This window comes from Phocicoccus pinnipedialis (assembly GCF_903994035.1).
GTDB classification, from domain to species: Bacteria; Bacillota; Bacilli; order Staphylococcales; family Salinicoccaceae; genus Phocicoccus; species Phocicoccus pinnipedialis.
Genome location: NZ_CAJEWB010000010.1, coordinates 485,912 through 506,504 on the forward strand (window position 1 = coordinate 485,912; position 20,593 = coordinate 506,504).

Annotated in this window: 21 protein-coding genes; all 21 read right to left on the minus strand. The window is 36.8% G+C overall.

Annotated features, from left to right (window positions below; all coding sequences use genetic code 11):
- Window positions 1–10: 10 nt before the first annotated feature.
- Complete coding sequence (gene codY / locus H9D55_RS06655) at window positions 11–775, minus strand: GTP-sensing pleiotropic transcriptional regulator CodY (RefSeq protein ID WP_186077953.1); 765 nt, start codon at window positions 773–775, stop codon at window positions 11–13.
- Window positions 776–797: 22 nt separating this feature from the next.
- Window positions 798–2,165, minus strand: coding sequence for an ATP-dependent protease ATPase subunit HslU (gene hslU / locus H9D55_RS06660; RefSeq protein ID WP_186077955.1), 1,368 nt, complete (start codon window positions 2,163–2,165; stop codon window positions 798–800).
- A gap of 12 nt (window positions 2,166–2,177) precedes the next feature.
- Window positions 2,178–2,732 (minus strand): ATP-dependent protease subunit HslV, encoded by a 555-nt coding sequence (gene hslV, locus H9D55_RS06665; protein ID WP_186077957.1) that lies wholly within the window; start codon window positions 2,730–2,732, stop codon window positions 2,178–2,180.
- Complete coding sequence (gene xerA / locus H9D55_RS06670) at window positions 2,725–3,609, minus strand: site-specific tyrosine recombinase/integron integrase (protein ID WP_186077959.1); 885 nt, start codon at window positions 3,607–3,609, stop codon at window positions 2,725–2,727. Before xerA ends, hslV begins: the two co-directional genes overlap by 8 nt.
- A 115-nt stretch (window positions 3,610–3,724) precedes the next feature.
- The gene (gene topA / locus H9D55_RS06675) at window positions 3,725–5,794 is read right to left on the minus strand and encodes a type I DNA topoisomerase (RefSeq protein ID WP_186077960.1); all 2,070 of its coding nucleotides are present in this window, start codon (window positions 5,792–5,794) and stop codon (window positions 3,725–3,727) included.
- A 79-nt stretch (window positions 5,795–5,873) separates the two neighbouring features.
- Window positions 5,874–6,668, minus strand: coding sequence for a DNA-processing protein DprA (gene dprA / locus H9D55_RS06680; protein WP_186077961.1), 795 nt, complete (start codon window positions 6,666–6,668; stop codon window positions 5,874–5,876).
- Between the two features lie 145 nt (window positions 6,669–6,813).
- Window positions 6,814–7,722 (minus strand): succinate--CoA ligase subunit alpha, encoded by a 909-nt coding sequence (gene sucD / locus H9D55_RS06685; protein ID WP_186077962.1) that lies wholly within the window; start codon window positions 7,720–7,722, stop codon window positions 6,814–6,816.
- Between the two features lie 18 nt (window positions 7,723–7,740).
- Window positions 7,741–8,910 (minus strand): ADP-forming succinate--CoA ligase subunit beta, encoded by a 1,170-nt coding sequence (gene sucC / locus H9D55_RS06690; RefSeq protein WP_186077963.1) that lies wholly within the window; start codon window positions 8,908–8,910, stop codon window positions 7,741–7,743.
- Window positions 8,911–9,053: 143 nt separating this feature from the next.
- The gene (locus H9D55_RS06695) at window positions 9,054–9,803 is read right to left on the minus strand and encodes a ribonuclease HII (protein ID WP_186077964.1); all 750 of its coding nucleotides are present in this window, start codon (window positions 9,801–9,803) and stop codon (window positions 9,054–9,056) included.
- On the minus strand, window positions 9,793–10,656 hold the full coding sequence (gene ylqF / locus H9D55_RS06700; RefSeq protein ID WP_186077965.1) for a ribosome biogenesis GTPase YlqF: 864 nt from the start codon (window positions 10,654–10,656) through the stop codon (window positions 9,793–9,795). Before ylqF ends, H9D55_RS06695 begins: the two co-directional genes overlap by 11 nt.
- A 226-nt stretch (window positions 10,657–10,882) precedes the next feature.
- Window positions 10,883–11,230 carry a 50S ribosomal protein L19 gene (gene rplS, locus H9D55_RS06705; protein WP_186077966.1) on the minus strand — a complete coding sequence of 116 codons (348 nt, stop codon included), beginning with the start codon at window positions 11,228–11,230 and terminating at the stop codon, window positions 10,883–10,885.
- Window positions 11,231–11,341: 111 nt separating this feature from the next.
- Window positions 11,342–12,028 carry a tRNA (guanosine(37)-N1)-methyltransferase TrmD gene (gene trmD / locus H9D55_RS06710; protein ID WP_186077967.1) on the minus strand — a complete coding sequence of 229 codons (687 nt, stop codon included), beginning with the start codon at window positions 12,026–12,028 and terminating at the stop codon, window positions 11,342–11,344.
- On the minus strand, window positions 12,025–12,516 hold the full coding sequence (rimM, locus tag H9D55_RS06715) for a ribosome maturation factor RimM (protein ID WP_186077968.1): 492 nt from the start codon (window positions 12,514–12,516) through the stop codon (window positions 12,025–12,027). The genes trmD and rimM overlap by 4 nt, the downstream gene beginning before the upstream one ends.
- A gap of 45 nt (window positions 12,517–12,561) precedes the next feature.
- Window positions 12,562–12,789: a KH domain-containing protein gene (locus tag H9D55_RS06720; RefSeq protein WP_186077969.1), complete on the minus strand. Its 228-nt coding sequence runs from the start codon at window positions 12,787–12,789 to the stop codon at window positions 12,562–12,564.
- A gap of 2 nt (window positions 12,790–12,791) precedes the next feature.
- Window positions 12,792–13,067, minus strand: coding sequence for a 30S ribosomal protein S16 (gene rpsP / locus H9D55_RS06725; protein WP_186077970.1), 276 nt, complete (start codon window positions 13,065–13,067; stop codon window positions 12,792–12,794).
- A 99-nt stretch (window positions 13,068–13,166) separates the two neighbouring features.
- On the minus strand, window positions 13,167–14,513 hold the full coding sequence (ffh, locus tag H9D55_RS06730) for a signal recognition particle protein (RefSeq protein ID WP_186077972.1): 1,347 nt from the start codon (window positions 14,511–14,513) through the stop codon (window positions 13,167–13,169).
- A gap of 11 nt (window positions 14,514–14,524) precedes the next feature.
- Complete coding sequence (locus H9D55_RS06735) at window positions 14,525–14,857, minus strand: putative DNA-binding protein (protein ID WP_186077973.1); 333 nt, start codon at window positions 14,855–14,857, stop codon at window positions 14,525–14,527.
- A complete protein-coding gene (ftsY, locus tag H9D55_RS06740) occupies window positions 14,847–15,941 on the minus strand; it encodes a signal recognition particle-docking protein FtsY (RefSeq protein WP_186077975.1) in 1,095 nt (364 codons plus the stop codon). Before ftsY ends, H9D55_RS06735 begins: the two co-directional genes overlap by 11 nt.
- Window positions 15,928–19,491, minus strand: a complete 3,564-nt coding sequence (gene smc / locus H9D55_RS06745; RefSeq protein ID WP_186077977.1) for a chromosome segregation protein SMC — start codon at window positions 19,489–19,491, stop codon at window positions 15,928–15,930. Before smc ends, ftsY begins: the two co-directional genes overlap by 14 nt.
- A 3-nt stretch (window positions 19,492–19,494) precedes the next feature.
- On the minus strand, window positions 19,495–20,250 hold the full coding sequence (gene rnc / locus H9D55_RS06750; protein WP_186077979.1) for a ribonuclease III: 756 nt from the start codon (window positions 20,248–20,250) through the stop codon (window positions 19,495–19,497).
- Between the two features lie 93 nt (window positions 20,251–20,343).
- Entirely contained in the window at window positions 20,344–20,583 is a 240-nt protein-coding gene (locus H9D55_RS06755) for an acyl carrier protein (RefSeq protein ID WP_186077981.1), read from the minus strand.
- Window positions 20,584–20,593: the final 10 nt, after the last annotated feature.

Consider the following 20,593-nt stretch of genomic DNA (forward strand, 5'->3'; position numbering starts at 1 on the left):
TTTTCAAGCATTAAAACCTTTCTTTACTTAACTCTTCCAAGAACCCAGGTTTTCTAACTCTGATGAAAGTACCTTTCATACCGAGTGAACGTGATTCAATTACGCCTGCACTTTCTAATTTACGTAGTGCGTTAACGATAACTGAACGCGTAATACCTACTCGATCTGCTACTTTAGAAGCAACAAGAAGTCCTTCTGGTGCATCTAATTCTTCAAAAATATGCTCGATCGCTTCTCTTTCTGAATAAGAAAGTGAACGAATTGCCATAGCAATGCTCGCTTTATCTCTAGCTGCTTTTTCTACTTCATGTTGACGCTCTTGCATCATTTCCATACCTACTACAGTACTTGAGTATTCACATAGAACAAGATCTTCTTCTGTGAATTTCTCCTGGACACGACCGACAATTAAAGTACCAAGACGTTCGCCTGAACCGAAAATTGGAATAATACAAGTTTCAGATGTTTGATATGACTCTTCTTCTGGGAAGATTGTCATCGTGTTTTCAAAGCCTATGTTTTCTAAAGTGTCTTTTAAGACCATGATTTGTTTCATGTAATAACCTGGGAATTGACGCTCTTCAATCATTTCTTTCATTCTTGGGTTAGATAATTCCTCGTGGTGTGTTCCATATCCAAGTAAGGCACCTTTGTCTGAAACAATAAATGTATTACAGTCTAGAATATGGCTCATTTTATCTGCTAATTCTTCAAAGTCCACGTTCTCTTGGATTAAGTTCTTTAATTCTCTAGCTCGTTTTAATAACGTTGCCATTTTAAATTGACACTTCCTATTCTTATAAAATAAATTCACTCAAGTTTTTATCACTTTTAATTTTTTCTAGTTTTGAATCTACATATTGTTCAGTAATCTCAACATGTGTACCTGCCATACCACTTGCTTCAAAGAGTAATTCTTCCAAGAGTGTTTCCATGATCGTATGCAGTCGTCTTGCTCCAATATCATCAGTGTCACTGTTAACGTCATGAGCATAAATCGCTAATTTCTCAATCGCTTCATCAGTATAGGAGATTGTCACTTCTTCAGTCTTCAAAAGTGCCTCGTACTGCATGAGCAGCGAGTTCTTTGGTTCTTTTAAAATTCTAATGAAGTCATTAGCTGATAATTTATCGAGCTCAACTCTTATTGGGAAACGTCCCTGTAACTCTGGAATTAAGTCGCTTGGCTTAGACACGTGGAATGCCCCTGCACCGATAAATAAAATATGCTCAGTATTTATCGGGCCATATTTAGTTTCAACGACACTTCCTTCAACGATTGGCAAGATATCGCGTTGAACTCCTTCACGTGATACGCCAGCTTGATTGTTGTTATTCATAGCAATCTTGTCAATTTCATCGATAAAGATAATCCCAAGCGACTCTGCAAGTTTGATTGCTTCTTCATGTACATTATCTGTATCAATTAAAAGTTCAGCTTGCTCGCGCTTTAAATATTCGCGTGCTTTTTTTACTTGCATAGTACGTTTCTTTTTCTTTTTCGGCATCATGTTTTTTAGCATGTCCCCCATGCCATTATCCATTCCAGGCATTATCATACCAAGACTATGCTCTTCTGTTACTTCGATTTCAACATCTTCTTCTTCAAGTAGTCCTTTTTCTAAATCATTCGCGATATCTCTTCTCTTAATGCGAACAGAATCGTCTATTTCTTCGATATCCTCTTGTTCTTGACCAAAGTTTTGCAACATTTCAAATGGATTCGTTGTTGTTTTCTTTTTAAAAACTCCTGGTGCTAATAACTTTACAAGTTTTTCATTTGCAAGCTTTGTCGCTTCAACTTCAACATCTTTAACAGCATGTTCTTTTACTAATTTGACACTTGCTTCAACTAGATCACGAACCATAGATTCAACATCTCTACCTACATAACCTACCTCAGTATATTTCGTTGCTTCTACCTTTGTAAAAGGTGCTCCAGTGATTTTAGCCATACGTCTCGCAATTTCAGTCTTACCGACACCTGTAGGTCCAATCATCAGTATATTTTTAGGAATCACTTCAATTCGAAGTGATTCATCTAAAAGCATTCGTCTATATCGGTTTCTCATTGCGATTGCCACTTTACGTTTCGCATCTGTTTGACCAATGATGTTTTCATTCAGTTTTTCTACTATTTCTCTAGGTGATAAATTGTTCAGCATAATCGTACTCCTTTACTCACCGTCAATTGTTTCTAAAATAATTCTATCATTAGTGAACACGCATATCTCACTTGCAATCTTCAGTGAATCATATGCAATTGTACTTGCAGTAAGATTTTCACCGTGTAACTTCATTGCGCGCCCAGCACTCAATGCGAAGTTTCCACCACTTCCAATAGCCAGTATACCGTCATCAGGCTCAATAACTTCACCTGTTCCTGATATAAGTAACATTGTGTCTTTATTCATTACTATTAGCATTGCTTCAAGTTGGCGGAGCATCTTGTCGCTTCTCCACTCTTTAGCTAACTCCACTGCTGCACGTTCTAAGTTACCGTTATACTGGAACAGTCGTCCCTCAAACTTTTCAAAGAGTGTGAATGCGTCAGCCACACTTCCCGCAAATCCAGCGACTACCTTGTCTTCATATAGTCGTCTAACTTTACGTGCATTGTGTTTCATAACTACTTGGTTTCCAAGAGTTACCTGTCCATCACCTGCCATTGCAGATTGACCTCTGTGTTTAATAGCAAATATCGTAGTTCCTTTAATTGCCAATTTAATCATCCCTTCTGTTTGATGGGTGTGCGTTTAAATATTCTCGTCTAAGTTGTTCTCTAGATAGGTGCGTGTATTTCTGTGTTGTCGATAACGATTCATGTCCAAGCAATTCTTGGACTGCTCTAATATCCGCACCACTGTTTAACATATGTGTAGCAAATGTATGTCTTAATGCGTGTGGATGAAGACCTGACTGAATCGCACTTTTTTTCATTAAATCATTCACAATATATCTGAGACCTCTATCAGTTAATGGCCTTAAATTATGGTTTAGCCAAAGTGCGTCGTGTTCTATAATTTTATCTTTGAACATGTCAATATACTCCTTTAGTGCTTCTGTTGCATGTTCGTTAAGTGGAACAAGTCGGTCTTTTTTACCTTTACCTGTCACTTTTATGATTCCCATCTTTAAATCTATTCTACCAAGACTTAAAGTGAGAAGCTCATCTGAACGTATACCTGTCGCATAAAAGAGTTCTAAAATTGCTTTGTTTCTCGTATACATTTTTGTATCTTTATCTAAAGATTCAAACAAATCATTCATTTGGTTTTCAAACAAAAAGTCTGGTAAATGCTGCTCTTCCTTTGGAAAAGGCACATTTAAAAATGGATTCGTCTGTACAAAACTATTTTTAACTAAATAATTATAAAAACTTCTCAGACAAGAAATTTTTCTAGAGACACTCGATTTTTTTAGTCCTTGATCATATAAAAACGCTAAAAAATTTCGTGCATCTTGATATCGAAAGGTTTCTAACTTAAGATGCTCTTTCGATAAGAACACGTTAAATATTTCAAGATCTTTTTCATAACTGGCGACTGTGTGCTCCGAGTATCTCTTTTGGTGTGTCAATAAATCAAGATATTGTTTTTCTAATGACATAAGTCTTCACACTTTCTAAACTGTCCTTAGATATTTTAAACCATTTGTTAGAAAATTGCACTCATTTTATAATATTCAGAACACATAAAAAAGTATCTAGCTAGGCTAGATACTTTTATGATGCATCTTCTTCATAGTCACAATTCGAACATTTAACTTTTACATTCTTACCTTTTCTCGTTTCAACAAGGTAATGATCGCATTTCGGACATGTTCTTCCAATAGGCTTGTCCCATGATACAAAGTCACAATCCGGGTATTTATCACAGCCATAGAATATACGCCCTTTTTTAGACTTACGTTCGATGACTTCTCCCTCTTTACATTTCGGGCAGCTCACACCGATTTTCTTGACGATTGGTTTAGTATTTCTACAATCCGGGAAGTTTGAACATGCCATGAATTTACCATAGCGTCCCATCTTGAAAACCATAGGTGATCCACATTTCTCACAATCGATTCCTGCCGGTTCGTCTTTGATTTCAATTTTTTCCATTTCTGACTCTGCTTTTTCTACCTGTGGACTAAATCCTTTGTAAAAACTATCAATTACTTCAACCCAGCCTTTTGTTCCATCAGCTATTTCATCAAGTTGTTGTTCCATTTCTTTAGTAAATGCAACGTCAATAATATCTGGGAAATAATCTGTCACTTGTTCATTAACGATTTCACCAAGTTCAGTTGGAATGAAGCGTCTCTGATCAAGTTTTACATAGTTTCTCTTTTGAATCGTCTCAATAGTTGGAGCGTAAGTAGAAGGTCTACCAATTCCAGATTCTTCAAGTGTTTTGACGAGTCTCGCTTCCGTATATCGTGGTGGTGGTTGTGTGAAGTGCTGTTTAGGATCAATTTTTTCGCCCTTCACTTTTTCATTTTTACTTAATTCTGGAATTCTGTTTTCTTTATCTTCTTCTTTTTCATCTGTACCTTCCTCGTACACTCGCAGGAAACCGTTAAACTTGAGGGTTTGCCCATTACTTCTAAAGATAACATCGTTGTTATTTAAGTCAACACGTACTGTATCGAATACTGCAGGAGCCATCATGCTTGCAGTGTAACGATCCCAAATCAATTTATATAATCTGTATTGGTCACGTGTAAGATAAGGTTTCATTTCTTCAGGAGTCCTAAGAATTGACGTTGGACGTACTGCCTCGTGGGCATCTTGAGCACCTTCAGTCTTCTTATCATTACGCCTTAACACGTATTCTTTACCGTATTCTTTTTCAATGAAGTTATAGCCTTCTTCTTTTGCAATAGGCGAAATACGTGTTGAGTCTGTTCTCATATAAGTGATTAAACCAATTGTACCTTGCTTCTTAATATCGATACCTTCATATAGTTGCTGCGCAAGCATCATTGTCTTACGTGCTCGGAAGTTTAATTTACGAGCCGCCTCCTGTTGAAGCGTTGATGTTGTAAATGGATATGCAGGGTATCTGAGCTTTTCTTTCTTTTCAATCGAATCTACGTTGAAAGATTCTCCGGAAAGTTGAGCTAAGATTTTATCGACGGTTTCTTTATTAGGAAGCTTTGTCTTTTGTTTATCTTCTTTTAGCTTATAAAACTTACCTGTAAACTGTGATCTTTTATATTTGAAAGAGCCTTCAATTGACCAATATTCTTCTGGTTTGAAATTACGGATTTCATTTTCACGATCTATGATTAGTTTTAATGCAACAGACTGTACACGTCCTGCCGACAATCCTTTTTTAACTTTCTTCCATAATACTGGAGAAATGTTGTACCCTACAAGACGATCAAGCATACGACGCGCTTGCTGTGCGTCTACCAACTGGATATCCATTTCACGTGGATGTTTAAAGCTTTCTTTTACAGCTTCTTTAGTGATCTCGTTAAATACCACTCTGTAGTATTCATTATTTTCACCAAGTGCAGTAGCAAGATGCCATGCAATAGCTTCCCCTTCTCTGTCAGGGTCACTTGCTAGAAATATTTTTTTCGCTTTTTTTGCATCTTTCTTTAATTGAGTTAGAAGTGGGCCTTTACCACGAATTGTTATATATTTCGGTTCATAATTATTTTCAACATCAATACCTATTTGACTGCGGGGCAAATCTCTTACGTGTCCCATTGAAGCAACAACTTTATATCTTTTACCAAGATATTTACCAATAGTTTTTGCTTTTGCTGGGGATTCTACAATAACTAAATTATCTGCCAAAATTATTGCCTCCCAATTGATTTCTGTATTCAACAACAAATGATACACAGAACAAAAGAATATTGTCAAACTTTTCGTATCAATTTATTTTTGATTCATTTAAAATTGTTGTAATATCTTCCGGAAATACAACGGGTATGCATCCTTCTTGAATTCTTAAATTTGTTCCAATACTTAAGCTAGATGTCATATTACCTGGAAGGCAAAATGCGTGTCTGTTTTCATCCATTGCTATTTCTAAAGTTATGAGGCTTCCACTTTTAATTTCAGCTTCAGTAACAAGCGTACCTTCTGATATTCCTGCGATGATTCGATTACGACTCACAAATTTCCATCGTTCAATTTCTGAATCTGGTGGAAATTCACTAATTGTTAAATAGTTTTGTTCTATAATACTACGAGTCTGTTCTGTGGTTTTTGGATAATGCGTATTATGTCCAAATCCAAGTACGCCGATAGTTGGGATATTATTTGCGATTGAAATTTTGTGGGCAATTTCATCTGCTCCATAAGCAAGTCCAGATATAATTACATAGTCTTTAAGATGGGGGATAATATAATTTAAGGCGGCTTTTGTATAAGTCGTTGCTTTACGACTTCCGACGATTGCAAAGCTAGTTTTTTTTAGAAGTGAAATATCTCCTTTGTAATAAATGATATAAGGGGGATCATACGTTTCTTTAAGGAGTAATGGATACTCAGGATCATTTATAGTGATGAATGACACGCCTGCATTTTGTAGTGTTTCTAATATTCTGTCTGTATTAAGGTTTTTAGAAAACATTATCTTTTTATAAAGGTGTTCGTTTGGTTGTTTTAAATTTTTATATTCACGTGCTGTGATTTGAGCAAAACTATATTTTAATTCTTTCATATTATACCTCCAACTATATTATATGAAAGATATTCATCAAGTGTGTTTACAGGTTGACTACAAAAATTAAAAGAAAACACTAAAAACACGTTAGATTTATATTATTCTAACGTGTTTTTCATGAAATTAATTCAATTTATTACAATTATTTTACAGTTAAACATTTTTCATATAAACCGTCTTCTTTCTTAATACGGTTAATAAGAGTTTCACCTATTACAGAAGGTGTTTCTGCTGTTTCAATTCCAGCAGCGTTAAGTGCTTTAATTTTTTCTGCAGCAGTACCTTTACCACCTGAAATGATTGCACCAGCGTGACCCATACGTTTTCCTGGAGGTGCTGTTTGACCACCAATGAATCCTACTACAGGTTTAGTCATGTTCGCTTTAATCCATTCAGCAGCTTCTTCTTCCGCTGTACCGCCAATTTCACCAATCATAACTACAGCAAGTGTTTCTGGATCTTCGTTGAATGCTTTTAAAACATCAATGAAATCTGTTCCGTTAACTGGATCTCCACCGATACCTACAGCAGTTGTTTGACCAATACCTTCTTCAGTTAATTGGTGAACCGCTTCGTAAGTAAGTGTTCCAGAACGGCTTACTACACCTACGTGACCTTTTTTGTGAATATACCCAGGCATGATACCTATTTTAGTTTCATCAGCAGTGATGATTCCTGGGCAGTTTGGTCCTACTAGTCGTGTCTTTTTATCTTCTAAATATTTAACAACCTTAACCATGTCAAGTACAGGAATATGCTCTGTGATACAGATGACTAAGTCAAGTTCAGCATCAGCCGCTTCCATTATTGAATCTGCAGCGAATGGTGCTGGAACGTATACTACTGATACTGTTGCTCCAGTTTTTTCTTTCGCTTCCTCTACAGTGTTGAATACAGGAACGCCTTCAACCTCTTGGCCACCCTTACCAGGTGTAACTCCTGCTACAATTTTAGTTCCATACTCAAGCATTTGCTTAGTGTGGAATAATGCTGTAGAACCAGTGATTCCTTGTACAATTACTTTTGTGTCTTTGTCTACAAATACAGCCATCGTTTCTGTAACCCCTTCTTATTTGCTTTCATCTAATAAAGCAATGATTTTTTGTGCACCTTCAGCCATCGTGCTTGCTGGTGTGATCGCGAGACCTGATTCGCGTAAAATTTCTTTACCTTTGTCCACGTTTGTACCTTCAAGACGAACTACTAATGGAATTTCGAGTCCAACATTATGAACTGCTTCAACTACACCTTCAGCGATTACATCACAACGCATGATTCCTCCGAAAATATTTACGAAAATACCTTCAACGTTCTCGTCACTTAAAATTAGTTTAAATGCTTCAGTTACTTTCTCTGCAGTAGCGCCGCCTCCTACATCAAGGAAGTTGGCAGGCTTTCCACCAAAGTGGTTGATTGTGTCCATTGTTGCCATAGCAAGTCCGGCACCATTTACCATACAACCAATGTTTCCATCTAATGCAATGTATGAAAGATCGAATTTAGATGCTTCAATTTCTTTTGGATCTTCTTCGTCGAAATCACGTAATTCAAGAACTTCTTTTTGACGGTATAACGCGTTTTCGTCAAAGTTAAGTTTTGCGTCAAGTGCCATTACGTCTCCGTCGCCAGTTGTAACTAATGGGTTAATTTCAACGATTGAGCAATCTTTTTCAACAAATACATCATATAACGATAGTAATAATTTTGCTGCTTTATTAATGAGTTCTGTTGGAATGTTGATGTTAAATGCAAGACGTCTTGCTTGGAATGGTAGTAAGCCAGTTGCTGGGTCTACTACTTCTTTGAAGATTTTTTCAGGTGTCTTTTCAGCCACTTCTTCAATATCCATTCCACCTTCTTCAGATCCCATAAGTACTACTCTATTTGTAGCTCTGTCTACAACAAAGCTGATATAGTATTCATCTTTTATATCGCAACCTTCTTCGATTAGAAGACGACGTACTTCTGTTCCATCTGGACCATTTTGGTGAGTAATGAGTGTAGAACCTAAAAGTTCTTCTGCAAATGCACGCACTTCATCGTAGTTTTTAGCAATTTTAACTCCGCCTGCTTTACCACGGCCACCTGCGTGTATTTGAGCTTTAACTACATAAACCTCACTATTTAATGTTTTTGCTACTTCTACCGCTTCGTCTGGTGTTAATGCTACTTGACCGTTTGGCACGTTGACACCAGCATCGCGGAAAATTTGTTTCCCTTGATACTCATGAATATTCATGGTTTGCCTCCTAAAGGTTGTATGATAATGCTTTCATTCCTAATTATAAAAAAGACTGACTATAAAGTAAACCAAACGCCCCCTAATTTTCTTAGATTAATGATAGAAAAAGGGTTTCGTTCATCATAAGTAAAAATTTATACTTATGTTTTGAGTAACATATCCTTGATGGGTTGAAATGTTTTTCTGTGAATTTCAGTTACTCCGTATTGTTCAATACCTTTTAGGTGCTCTTTTGTACCATAGCCTTTATTATTGACAAAATCATATCCTGGATACATCTCACTGTAGTCTTTCATGAGTTTATCTCTATGTACTTTTGCAACAATGGAAGCTGCGGCGATTGAGTTTGAGACGCTGTCTCCTTTGATGACTTTAGTTTCTGGGATACCGATATCTAATTTCATTGCGTCAACAAGCAGGTGGTCTGGTTTTAATTTGAGTGCTAGAACTGCGCGTTTCATAGCAAGCTTAGTCGCTTCGTAGATATTTACGGAGTCTATTTCATCGACTGTTGCTATACCTATTCCGTAATTGCATGTGTCGATGATGATTTGGTACAACGCGTTGCGCTTTTTCTCACTGAGTTTTTTTGAATCGTTGAGTCCTATGATTTTATCGTTTAAAATTACTGCTGCTGCGACAACTTCACCTGCAAGAGGTCCACGACCGACTTCGTCAATCCCCGCAATATAGTTAGCATCAATGCAATCTTCGTATTTGTTCATTTCGTTGTACTTGTTGATTAAATCGGCTTCTTTTTGTAATGAGTTTAATTTTTGTTTAAGAAGCTTTTGAACACCAATACGCTCGTCAAAGTGTAGTGATAGCATATTATATTCATCTATTGAATTTATTGTTTCTAAAAAGTCTTTCACTTCACTAATTTTCATCTAAAATCTCTACCTTATCAAAAGTATATCTACCGATTGTCCCATTACGAATGTCATGGATAATGCGGTTTGTTACAGCTTCATAATCGATTTCGTTTCCAGGTAACTTCATACCACGACTCATTCCAATTGCGTCATAAATAGATAACACATCAGACTCGTCGTAGTTACTGATTTTATAAAAAGCATCGAACGTGTTTTTATCTTCTTTAATTAAGTAGTTCATGCCATAAATTGCTACTTCGTCTAGAGGAACAACCGTGTCTTTGATGGCACCTGTTAGTGAAAGTTTAAGGCCGACAGTCTGATCTTCAAACTTTGGCCAAAGAACACCAGGTGTATCAAGAAGTTCGATAATATTACCCGCTTTAATCCATTGCTGAGTCTTAGTCACACCAGGCGTATTGCCCGTTTTTGCAGACTTTCTGCGTACCATACTGTTGATAAATGTCGATTTACCGACGTTAGGAATACCAACGATCATCGCTCGAATCGGACGCGGTTTTATACCACGTGCAATCATTCTGTCAAATATTTCTTGAGTCGCTTCACGAACGATTGGCTCAATTTTCTTTAAAATATTTGTTTCGCGAGAGTTCAAGGGAATCGGGTAAACACCACGCGTTTTCAATTTTGCGACCCATCTATTCGTCTCTTTTGGATCTGCTAAATCCATTTTGTTTAAGACAACAATTCTCGGTTTGCTTTTTACAATCTTGTCCATCATCGGATTCTTACTCGAATATGGAATTCTAGCATCCGTAATCTCGATGACCACATCTACTTTTTTTAAATTGTTCTCAATTTCACGACGTGCCTTGGCCATATGCCCTGGAAACCAATTAATCGTCATAATCTCACCTCTAATATCAATATCTTATTTTACCATACCTTAAAGGTATTAGAAAAAGCGCATACGAATTTGCCTAGTTATCTAGAAATTAGAATTATTTTGTACACTTATAACATTATCGTATTTCTAATTTACGTTTCTCAAGATAAAAATCACTAATCAGCACATCCTACACTCGCCATAAAACACAAAAAACTCAAGACTTGAGTCTTGAGTTTTTTTCAAATTAGCGAACTTCTCTAATACGCGCTGCTTTACCACGTAATTTACGTAGGTAGTAAAGTTTAGCACGACGTACGCGTCCGCGACGTGTTACTTCAATTTTTTCGATTTTTGGAGTGTGTACAGGGAATGTACGTTCAACACCAACACCGTAAGAAATCTTTCTTACTGTAAATGTTTCAGAAATGCCTCCGCCACGGCGTTTAATTACAACACCTTCGAACATCTGAATTCTTTCACGTGATCCTTCAACGATACGTACGTGAACTTTAACTGAGTCACCAGCTTTGAATTCTGGAATATCAGAACGTAACTGGTCTTTTGTAATGTCATTTAATAATTGTTGTGACATAATAATTCTCCTCTTCTTCCAATTATCTTGCATAATTCATGCAGCGGATTATTGTGATATATATGCATGTGCACTCGTATAATAATAGCACAACGTACTTTCTAATTCAACTTATTTTTCATTCTTTTCGTTAAAATTTTCGAGTAAATCTGGACGGCGCTCGCGCGTCTTCTTATATGATTCTTCTTGTCTCCACTCTTCGATTAACTTATGGTTACCACTCAAGAGTACGTCCGGCACTTTCATACCGCGATATTCTCTCGGGCGCGTGTAATGTGGATATTCTAATAATCCTGTGGAAAAACTATCATCCAAATGACTTTCTTCCTCTATCACACCTGGTATCAATCGCACAATAGCATCTGTCATCGTCATTGATGCAAGCTCTCCACCTGTCAGTACGTAGTCTCCAATTGACACTTCATCTGTTGCAATATTTCGAATACGCTCGTCATATCCTTCATAGTGCCCATTGATAAACACTATCGTCTCCTCTTTCGACAACTCTTCTGCAAATTTCTGATCAAATGGACGACCTGACGGGCACATGAGTAACACGCGTGCATTTTTAGTATTGATTTCATCCATCGCGTTGTATACAGGCTCTGGTTTTAAAACCATACCTGCACCACCACCGTAAGGATAATCGTCAACTTGATTATGCTTATTCTCTGCATAGTCTCTAAAGTTTACCGTATGATAGTTCACGATACCTTTTTCTCTCGCTCGCTTCAAGATAGACTGATTTAATACACCATCGTACATCTCTGGAAATAGTGTTAAGTAATGGATATTCATTCTATCATCCCTTCAATTGGAGTGATTTGAATGAATCCTTTTTCTAAATCAACTATTGGTATGAATTCTTCTACAAACGGAATCATAATCTCTTGTTTACCTTTGATCACGAAAACATCTTTTGCTCCAGTCTCAACGATGCTTGTTACCTTACCAAGAACCTCTCCAGTTTCAAGTAACCGTGCCTCAAGTCCGATGATATCTTTGTAATGATATTCATCTTCATCAAGTTCATTCTCTTCAGTAACCTCACCATATATCGGCTTTCCTTTTAAGTGTTCTACCTCATTGATATTTATAATACCTTCAAAAGTCAGTAAGTGGAAACCTTTATGTTTTCTGTACCCGCTAATCGTATATTCAATGTTATCTATTTCTACTACACTACCGGGTTTAAAGCGAATTTCTGCAAAGTCTGAATCACTCAAGACTTTTACTTCGCCTCTAATTCCATGGAAATTAACTAAATCTCCAATAACAATTTTCATCCTCGTTCACCTCAATAAAAAAACACATCACAAAGTGATGTGTTTTTAGTCTACATCGACAAACACTCTTTTTTTGTGATCATTATTTGAGCTAGACATAATTGTACGCACTGCTTTGATCATACGTCCTCGTCTGCCAATAATTCTACCGATATCACTTTCATGTGCATCGATATGATAGACCACTTTACTTGGCGTCTCTTCCACCGAAAGAGTCAAACTCTCCGGATGCTCTAGCATCGGTTCAAGAATTGTTTGTAGTAGTTTTTTCATAATTATTTACCGAATTTTTCGTTATGGAATTTCTCCATAAGACCTTGTTTACTGAAGATGTTACGTACAGTGTCAGATGGTTTAGCACCATTTTTTAACCACTCGAGCGCTTTTTCTTCGTTTAAAACAACGTTCTCTTCGTTTTTAGTAACTGGATCATATGAACCAATTTGCTCGATAATTCTACCATCTCTTGGGCTGCGTGAATCTGCAACTACGATACGGTAGAAAGGATTTCTTTTAGAACCCATACGAGTTAATCTAATTTTTGTTGCCATTTATATGAACTCCTCTCTAATATTCAATTTTACTTTAATAACTATACCAGATGAAAAAGAACTTGTAAAGGCCTTTCCCTTTACAAGTTCAATTTATTTTTAAAATGGTAGTCCCATACCGCTGAATGGATTTTTCTTCTTTCCTTTACCGTTTGTAAATTGCTTCATCATTTTCTTCATCTCATTGAATTGCTTCAGTAGACGGTTCACTTCTTGAAGTGAACGTCCGCTACCTGCGGCGATTCTACGCTTTCTTGAAATGTTAAGTTTCTCTGGTTTTTCACGTTCTTCCATAGTCATAGAACGAATGATAGCTTGAACGTGATCAATCTCTTTACCGCTCATCTTAACTTTATCAAGACCTTTGATTTTATTTGCTCCTGGCATCATCTTGATGAGCTCGTCAAGTGGACCTAAAGTCTTCACCTGATCCATTTGTGCAAGGAAATCATCTAGAGTAAATGTGTTTTCTTTAAGTTTTTGTTCAAGCTCAGCTTGATCCTCTAAGTCAACATTCATCTGCGCCTTTTCAATAATAGATAAAATATCACCCATACCTAATATACGGCTTGCCATACGTTCTGGGTGGAATGGTTCTAGGCCATCCATTTTTTCAGAAACCCCGATAAATTTAATTGGTTTTTCTGTTACAGAACGAATTGAAAGTGCTGCACCGCCACGTGTGTCACCGTCTAATTTCGTCAGTGTCACACCTGTGATATCTAACAGGTCATTAAAACTTTCAGCAACGTTCACTGCATCTTGCCCCGTCATAGAATCTACAACGAGCATGATTTCGTTTGGTTTCGCGATTTCTTTAACGTTCTTTAATTCGTTCATAAGGTCTTCATCGATGTGCAGTCGACCTGCTGTATCAATGATCACTGTGTCTAAATGATTTTCACGGGCATATTTCAAACCGTTTTCAACAATTGTTTCTACCTTTTCTTTATCTCCCATAGAATATACGGGGATATCGAGTTGTTTACCGATTGTTTCCAGCTGATCGATTGCTGCTGGACGATAGATATCGCCTGCGATTAACATTGGTTTTTTATTGTGAGATTTACGTAAAAGTAACGCGAGTTTACCTGCGGTCGTTGTTTTACCTGCACCTTGTAAACCAACCATCATAATCACTGTTGGTGGTTTTTGACTCATGTTAATCTTCGAGTTTTCTCCACCCATTAAGTTCGTAAGTTCTTCTTGAACAATTTTAATGACTTGCTGTCCCGGTGTTAGACTCTTCATTACGTCTACACCATTCGCACGCTCAGATACATCTTTAATGAACTGGCGTACTACTTTAAAGTTTACATCAGCTTCAAGCAAAGCAAGGCGCACTTCACGCATCATCTCTTTGATGTCTTGTTCTGTAACCTTACCTTTACCCTTGATGCGGTCCATGATGCCTTGTAATCGTCCACCTAATCCTTCAAAAGCCATAGTGTTGCCTCCTAATCTAAATCTTCAAGTTCTAAAAGTATTTCTTTTATGTCTGTTGGTACGTTCCCAAGTTTTTGTTTTAGCGTCTCTAACAATTGTACACGATGTTGATAGTTTTTATACATCGAAAGGTTTTTCTCATAGTGTTCTAAGAGTTCCGAAGTACGCTTTAAATTGTCGTACACTGCTTGTCTAGTTACATCTAGGTTTTCAGCGATTTCTGAGAGTTGTAAATCCTCTAAATAATACATCTCTACATATATCTGTTGTTTTTCTGTCAGAAGACTATGGTAAAAATCATAGAGATAGTTCATTCTCATTGTGCGTTCTAAATCATTCGTCATTCTCTTCACTCGTTTCATCGATCATGTCTGAGAAGAGTCCGTATACATAGTTTTCTGCACTAAATACTTCTAGGTCATCGATTTTTTCACCAAGTCCAACAAATTTAACTGGAATTCCAAGTTCATTCTTGATGGCAAGTACAATTCCACCCTTAGCAGTGCCGTCAAGTTTCGTTAGAACAATTCCTGTAATCTCAGTAACTTCGTTGAATGCTTTGGCTTGGCTAAGCGCATTTTGACCAGTAGTTGCGTCTAACACAAGTAATACTTCGTGTGGCGCATTCTCGTCTACCTTCTTGATGACGTTTTTAATTTTTTCTAACTCTTTCATGAGGTTGCCTTTATTTTGTAGGCGTCCCGCAGTATCACAGATTAAGACATCTGTTCCACGACGCTTCGCAGCATTCACTGCATCAAATACAACTGCTGCTGGATCTGACCCTTCAGATTGTTTAATTACATCTGCGCCAACACGGTCTCCCCATACTTGTAGTTGGTTGATTGCTCCTGCACGGAACGTGTCTCCTGCTGCTAACATTACGCTCTTGCCTTCTTTAACGTAGCGGTGCGCAATTTTACCTATTGAAGTTGTTTTACCTACTCCGTTCACACCAACTACAAGAATTACAGTAAGGTCATCTTGCATGTTCATCTCTTCACTGATGTGATTATTTCTTTCATAAATTTCAATCATCTTTTCAACGATTACTTCTTTTAAATCTACTGTTTCGGTGATGTTTTTTAATTTTGCGTAATCACGTAATTCGTCTGTTAATTCCATAACAGTATTGAAACCAACATCCGCACTAATTAATACTTCTTCAAGTGCTTCAAAGAAATCTTCATCGACTGTACGATGCGTCGCCATTAATTGATTAATTTGAGCTTGGAATCTTTCTCGTGATTTTTCAAGTCCCATGCGGAATTTATAACCAATTTGTTCTTGTTCCCACTCTTCAAACTCTTCTAGGGAAATCAGACCATCATCCAACTCATCTATGAGCTCATCGCTCTCTTTATTCTCTATTTCTTCATCAGTATGTTTTCCGGAAAATTTTTTCTTTAAACGATTAAACAGACTCATTGTTAATTTCTCCTTCATTAGGTTCTAAATAATTCTTAAGGTCTACGCTGATTAACTCAGAAATACCCCGTTCTTGCATAGTAACTCCGAAGAGTCGATCACTCTTTTCCATTGTACCTTTCCTGTGTGTGATAACAATGAATTGTGTGTCTCTCGATAGTCCACGTAGATAGTCTGCATAGCGAATCACATTGGATTCATCAAGCGCTGCTTCTACTTCATCTAAGATAATAAATGGACTGCCTTTCACTTTCAGTACACTAAAGAGCAAGCTGATTGCTGTTAACGCACGTTCTCCCCCGCTCATCAGTGACATCTGAGTAAGCTTCTTACCAGGCGGTTGCGCGATTATTTCGAGGCCGGAATTAAGATAATCGTCATCATCGAGGAGTCTTAGCTCTGCATGACCACCACCAAACATTTCTTTAAATACTTCTGTAAATTGTTTGCTGACTGAATTAAATGTTTCTTTAAAGCGTTCAGTTACTTCTTTGTCCATTTCATCAATGACGGATAGCAATGTGCGTCTCGCTTCAAGCAAATCGTCCTCTTGCTCTTTAAGATATATATAACGTTCATGAACGCGTTTATATTCATCGATTGCACCTAGGTTTACGTTACCTAGTTCTTCGATGCTTCGCTTGTTTAATGAAATCCGCTGTCTCTTTTCTTCGATATCTTCAAAATTGTTATACAGCGCTTTTGCGCGTTCGAATGTGAGTGCGTACATCTCACTGAGATAATCAATTTTTTGACTGAGATGTGTAGAAATTTTTTCTCTTTTGCCATGAATTTCTCTGAGTTCAATTTGAAGATTTTCGATATCTGCCAGATGACTCTGTCTTAATACGATGCTTTCTTTATATGACTCACTAAGTTCTGTAAGTTCCGTTGCTAAAGACTCTGTTACTTGTGAGAGTTCATTTAGCCCTTTAGACAGTCTTTCTTTATCTTCAATTAGCGCACTGATATCGAGCTCTATATTTTCATTTTCTGTCATTTTAATGCGTTCGTTTAAAGAATTAATTTCTGACTCGAACTCATCGATTGTTGATTCAATAGAAATGAGTCGTTCTTTCTCATAGTTAATTGTCGTTTCTAGTTTTGATAAGTCGCGACGCTTCAAATGCAGTTCCTCTTTCTCTCTTAAGAGACGCTCTTCTTGATTTAAGGTCTTATCAGATAACAATGCAATCTCGTTACTTAACTCAGTAATTTCTAGTTCTTTTTCTTTGATTAGAATTGCGTAGTCTTCGAAATCACTAGAACTATCTAAAGAATCAAGTTCAGAAACGAGTGATTCATATGTCTCATTTTTAAGTGAGTATGAATATCTTAAACGTTCAAGTTCACGGTTAATTTCTTCATTCTCTTCACTTGTTTCTACCCCGCGTGCTTCTTGTCTTTTTAGTTCAACTATTAGATCTGCAATTGTTTCTTTGATTTCTTCTAATTTAGATGAGAGATCTTTTGTGCTTTTTTTATAAGATACGAGTCGTTCTTTACCATCTACAACGTCTTGCTTCATCTTAAGGACTGAGTTTTGTCGAGTTTTCGATCCACCACTCATTGCACCGCCTGGAGTTATCGTATCTCCTTCCAATGTCACGATTCTTGCTCTGTAAGATATTTCATTCGCAAGTTTAACCCCTTCGTCTAATGTATCTACAACAATTGTCGTGTTGATTAGATGGTTCACAAGTCTCATCAGTTTTTTATCAACATTAACGATTTTCGAAAGTATTTTGTGATTAACTGTAGTTTTACGTAAAGTATCTAATACATCGTGTGGCAAGTGTCTTTCCACAATTGTAGAAAGCGGTAAAAATGTTGCGAATCCGTGTCGTTCACGTTTGAGAAATTGAATCGCATGTTTCGCATCTTGATCGGTCTTTACAACAATATTTTGGCTACCTGCACCAAGAGCCGTGTCCAGTGCCGTGACATATTTTTCTTCAACATCAATTAATTCACCTACAGCTCCAACAATTCCGTTAAGCTTATTTTTATTCTTAAGCACTGTACGCACTCCAGGATAATATCCTTGAAAGTTCTCTTGCATGTTGATTAAGACATCGAGTCTTGATGATTCTTGTTTAATTAAGCTCTCCGCTTTTTGATAGCTTTCACTTAGTCTGTCATACTCACTATTTTTCTCATTATATTCAGATTTAAGTTCGCGGTATTTATCACGCGCTTCGTTTAACGCACGACTTGAAGTCACTTCTTTTTCTAAAAGGATTTCAATATTTTTATTCAGTTCCTTAAGTTCTAAATATAACGCTTCTTTTCTTTCTCTCTTATCGTTTTCTGAAGCATCCATGCGATTTTTTGATTCGTTTTGTTGCGCCTCTTTATTTTCTAGATTTGTCTTTTCAACCATCAATGCATAGTACCGATCTTTTAAGTCTTCAATAGAAACGTCATCTTGACTTGTTAATCGTTCGATATTTTTACGAATCGATTGGATTTCTGTTTTTAAAGATTTCTCTTCAAATAAAAGCGTTTCAACAAAATTAGTTTTTTCAGATAAAAGTCCTTTTTCTTCACATACACGAGATTCTACCTTTTCTTTCTCCATTTGAAGATCCATCGAAAGCTGGCCGCGTGATGTTTTACGTTCTTCAAAGAGTGCCATCTTACCATTTACTATTTCAAGATCACGCGTTAGTTCAACGATTTTTTCATTATGGTTACGTTCTTTTTGAGCGACTGCTTCACGTGAGTCACGCAAGTTCTCAATTTCAACGTCTAGAAGTGAAACATGATTCTTGCGCTCTTCTAATAATCTCTCACTGCTTTTATATTTCGTATTAAGCGTGTTTTCTTCTTCTAAGAAAGTCTCAATATCATATACTGAGACTTCTATATCGCTCGATTTCATCTCTTCCATAAGAGCAAGATATTCTTCTGCTACTTTACTTTCCATTTCAAGTTGTGTATTACGACTTTCAAGCTCTGAAATGATATCGTGCACTCGGTCTAAGTTTTGTTTAGTATCTTCTAACTTACGCTCCGACTCCCTTTTTCTGTGCTTGTATTTGACAACACCTGCTGCTTCTTCAATGACTGCACGACGGTCTTCAGGCTTTGCGCTTAAAATATCATCTACTTCACCTTGAGAGATGATATTATATGCGCTTTTACCTATGCCCTGATCCATGAATAATTCAGTAATTTCTTTAAGTCGCACACGTCCACCGTTTAGGTAGTACTCACTCTCACCACTTCTATAGAGAATACGTGTCACTTTTACAGTGTCTTCATTGACTGGTAATACACCATCTGAGTTATCTAAAGATAATGTCACTGTTGCACTGTTTTCCGCGCTTCGTTTAACTGTACCGTTGAAGATTACATCTTCCATCTTAGAGCCACGTATTGAACGTGCAGATGTTTCTCCTAAGACAAAACGAATGGCATCGATAATATTACTTTTACCACTACCATTTGGACCAACAACTGCTGTGAGTCCTTTATTGAATTCAATTCGTGTTTTTTCAGCAAAAGATTTAAATCCTTTTGCTTCAATATTCTTTAAAAATACCATTTCCTACTCCTTAGATTTCAGGTATAAAAGTCCCTCTTTAGCAGCAATCTGCTCTGCTTCTTTTTTAGAACTACCTGTGCCTTCTCCGATAATCTTTCCATTGTGTTCTACTGCTTGTGTAAAACGTTTATTATGGCTCGGTCCTTCTTCTTTAACTAATATATATTTGACATTGTCTTTGAAGTGTTTATGCACGAATTCTTGAAGTGCCGTCTTATAGTCGACCACTGCTGAATAATTCTTTGAAGTAATTTTAGGAAAAACATACTTACTTAAGAATTTGTGTACTTTATCTCTACCTTGGTCTAGATACAATGCACCTAAAAATGCTTCGTACATGTCTGAGATAATTGATGGTCTTAATGCCCCCCCTGTTTTCTCTTCACCAGGCCCTAAAAGAAGCATCTCTTCCATCTTTAAATCGGTCGCGAATATTACAAGTGATGGTTCACATACGATGTTTGCGCGAAGTTTTGTTAAATCACCCTCAGGCAATGTTTTAAACTTATTGAATAAAAAATCTGAAACCATCAATTCTAATACCGCGTCCCCTAAAAATTCTAAACGCTCGTTGGATTCAATTCGATCTGCCCCTAAATTATACACAAATGAACTATGCATAAATGCCTGAATATATAGATCAATATTATCAACCTCTAAATCAATCTTTTCGCGGAACTCAGAAAATAATTCTAAAAACTCTTTTACTCGAACCTTTGAATGTGAGTCATTTTTAATTTTGCTTATTGCATTATTCATTTCTTTCACCACCTCTATTTATTCTACATAAAAGCTTCTAGACATCATAGTTAAAACATGAAAAAATCCACTTCGAAAAGTGGATTTTAAAAATTATTTTTCTTTTTCTAACTTCTCGATATAATCAAGAGCGTCACCAACTGTGTTGATTTTTTCAGCTTCTTCATCAGGAATTTCCATGTCGAACTCGTCTTCTAGTTCCATTACTAATTCCGCAATGTCTAAAGAGTCAGCACCAAGATCATCTTTGAATGATGCTTCTTTAGTTACTTGATCTTCATCGATACCAAGTTTTTCAACAATAATGTCTTTTACTTTGTCAAAATTTGCCATTACACTTCAC

What these genes read in the sequence shown, in the direction of transcription:
- codY (WP_186077953.1), bottom strand. Translation starts at nt 775, where the DNA reads ATGGCAACGTTATTAAAACGAGCTAGAGAATTAAAGAACTTAATCCAA.
- hslU (WP_186077955.1), bottom strand. Translation starts at nt 2,165, where the DNA reads ATGCTGAACAATTTATCACCTAGAGAAATAGTAGAAAAACTGAATGAA.
- hslV (WP_186077957.1), bottom strand. Translation starts at nt 2,732, where the DNA reads ATGATTAAATTGGCAATTAAAGGAACTACGATATTTGCTATTAAACAC.
- xerA (WP_186077959.1), bottom strand. Translation starts at nt 3,609, where the DNA reads ATGTCATTAGAAAAACAATATCTTGATTTATTGACACACCAAAAGAGA.
- dprA (WP_186077961.1), bottom strand. Translation starts at nt 6,668, where the DNA reads ATGAAAGAATTAAAATATAGTTTTGCTCAAATCACAGCACGTGAATAT.
- sucD (WP_186077962.1), bottom strand. Translation starts at nt 7,722, where the DNA reads ATGGCTGTATTTGTAGACAAAGACACAAAAGTAATTGTACAAGGAATC.
- sucC (WP_186077963.1), bottom strand. Translation starts at nt 8,910, where the DNA reads ATGAATATTCATGAGTATCAAGGGAAACAAATTTTCCGCGATGCTGGT.
- H9D55_RS06695 (WP_186077964.1), bottom strand. Translation starts at nt 9,803, where the DNA reads ATGAAAATTAGTGAAGTGAAAGACTTTTTAGAAACAATAAATTCAATA.
- ylqF (WP_186077965.1), bottom strand. Translation starts at nt 10,656, where the DNA reads ATGACGATTAATTGGTTTCCAGGGCATATGGCCAAGGCACGTCGTGAA.
- rplS (WP_186077966.1), bottom strand. Translation starts at nt 11,230, where the DNA reads ATGTCACAACAATTATTAAATGACATTACAAAAGACCAGTTACGTTCT.
- trmD (WP_186077967.1), bottom strand. Translation starts at nt 12,028, where the DNA reads ATGAATATCCATTACTTAACACTATTTCCAGAGATGTACGATGGTGTA.
- rimM (WP_186077968.1), bottom strand. Translation starts at nt 12,516, where the DNA reads ATGAAAATTGTTATTGGAGATTTAGTTAATTTCCATGGAATTAGAGGC.
- H9D55_RS06720 (WP_186077969.1), bottom strand. Translation starts at nt 12,789, where the DNA reads ATGAAAAAACTACTACAAACAATTCTTGAACCGATGCTAGAGCATCCG.
- rpsP (WP_186077970.1), bottom strand. Translation starts at nt 13,067, where the DNA reads ATGGCAACAAAAATTAGATTAACTCGTATGGGTTCTAAAAGAAATCCT.
- ffh (WP_186077972.1), bottom strand. Translation starts at nt 14,513, where the DNA reads ATGGCTTTTGAAGGATTAGGTGGACGATTACAAGGCATCATGGACCGC.
- H9D55_RS06735 (WP_186077973.1), bottom strand. Translation starts at nt 14,857, where the DNA reads ATGACGAATGATTTAGAACGCACAATGAGAATGAACTATCTCTATGAT.
- ftsY (WP_186077975.1), bottom strand. Translation starts at nt 15,941, where the DNA reads ATGAGTCTGTTTAATCGTTTAAAGAAAAAATTTTCCGGAAAACATACT.
- smc (WP_186077977.1), bottom strand. Translation starts at nt 19,491, where the DNA reads ATGGTATTTTTAAAGAATATTGAAGCAAAAGGATTTAAATCTTTTGCT.
- rnc (WP_186077979.1), bottom strand. Translation starts at nt 20,250, where the DNA reads ATGAATAATGCAATAAGCAAAATTAAAAATGACTCACATTCAAAGGTT.
- H9D55_RS06755 (WP_186077981.1), bottom strand. Translation starts at nt 20,583, where the DNA reads ATGGCAAATTTTGACAAAGTAAAAGACATTATTGTTGAAAAACTTGGT.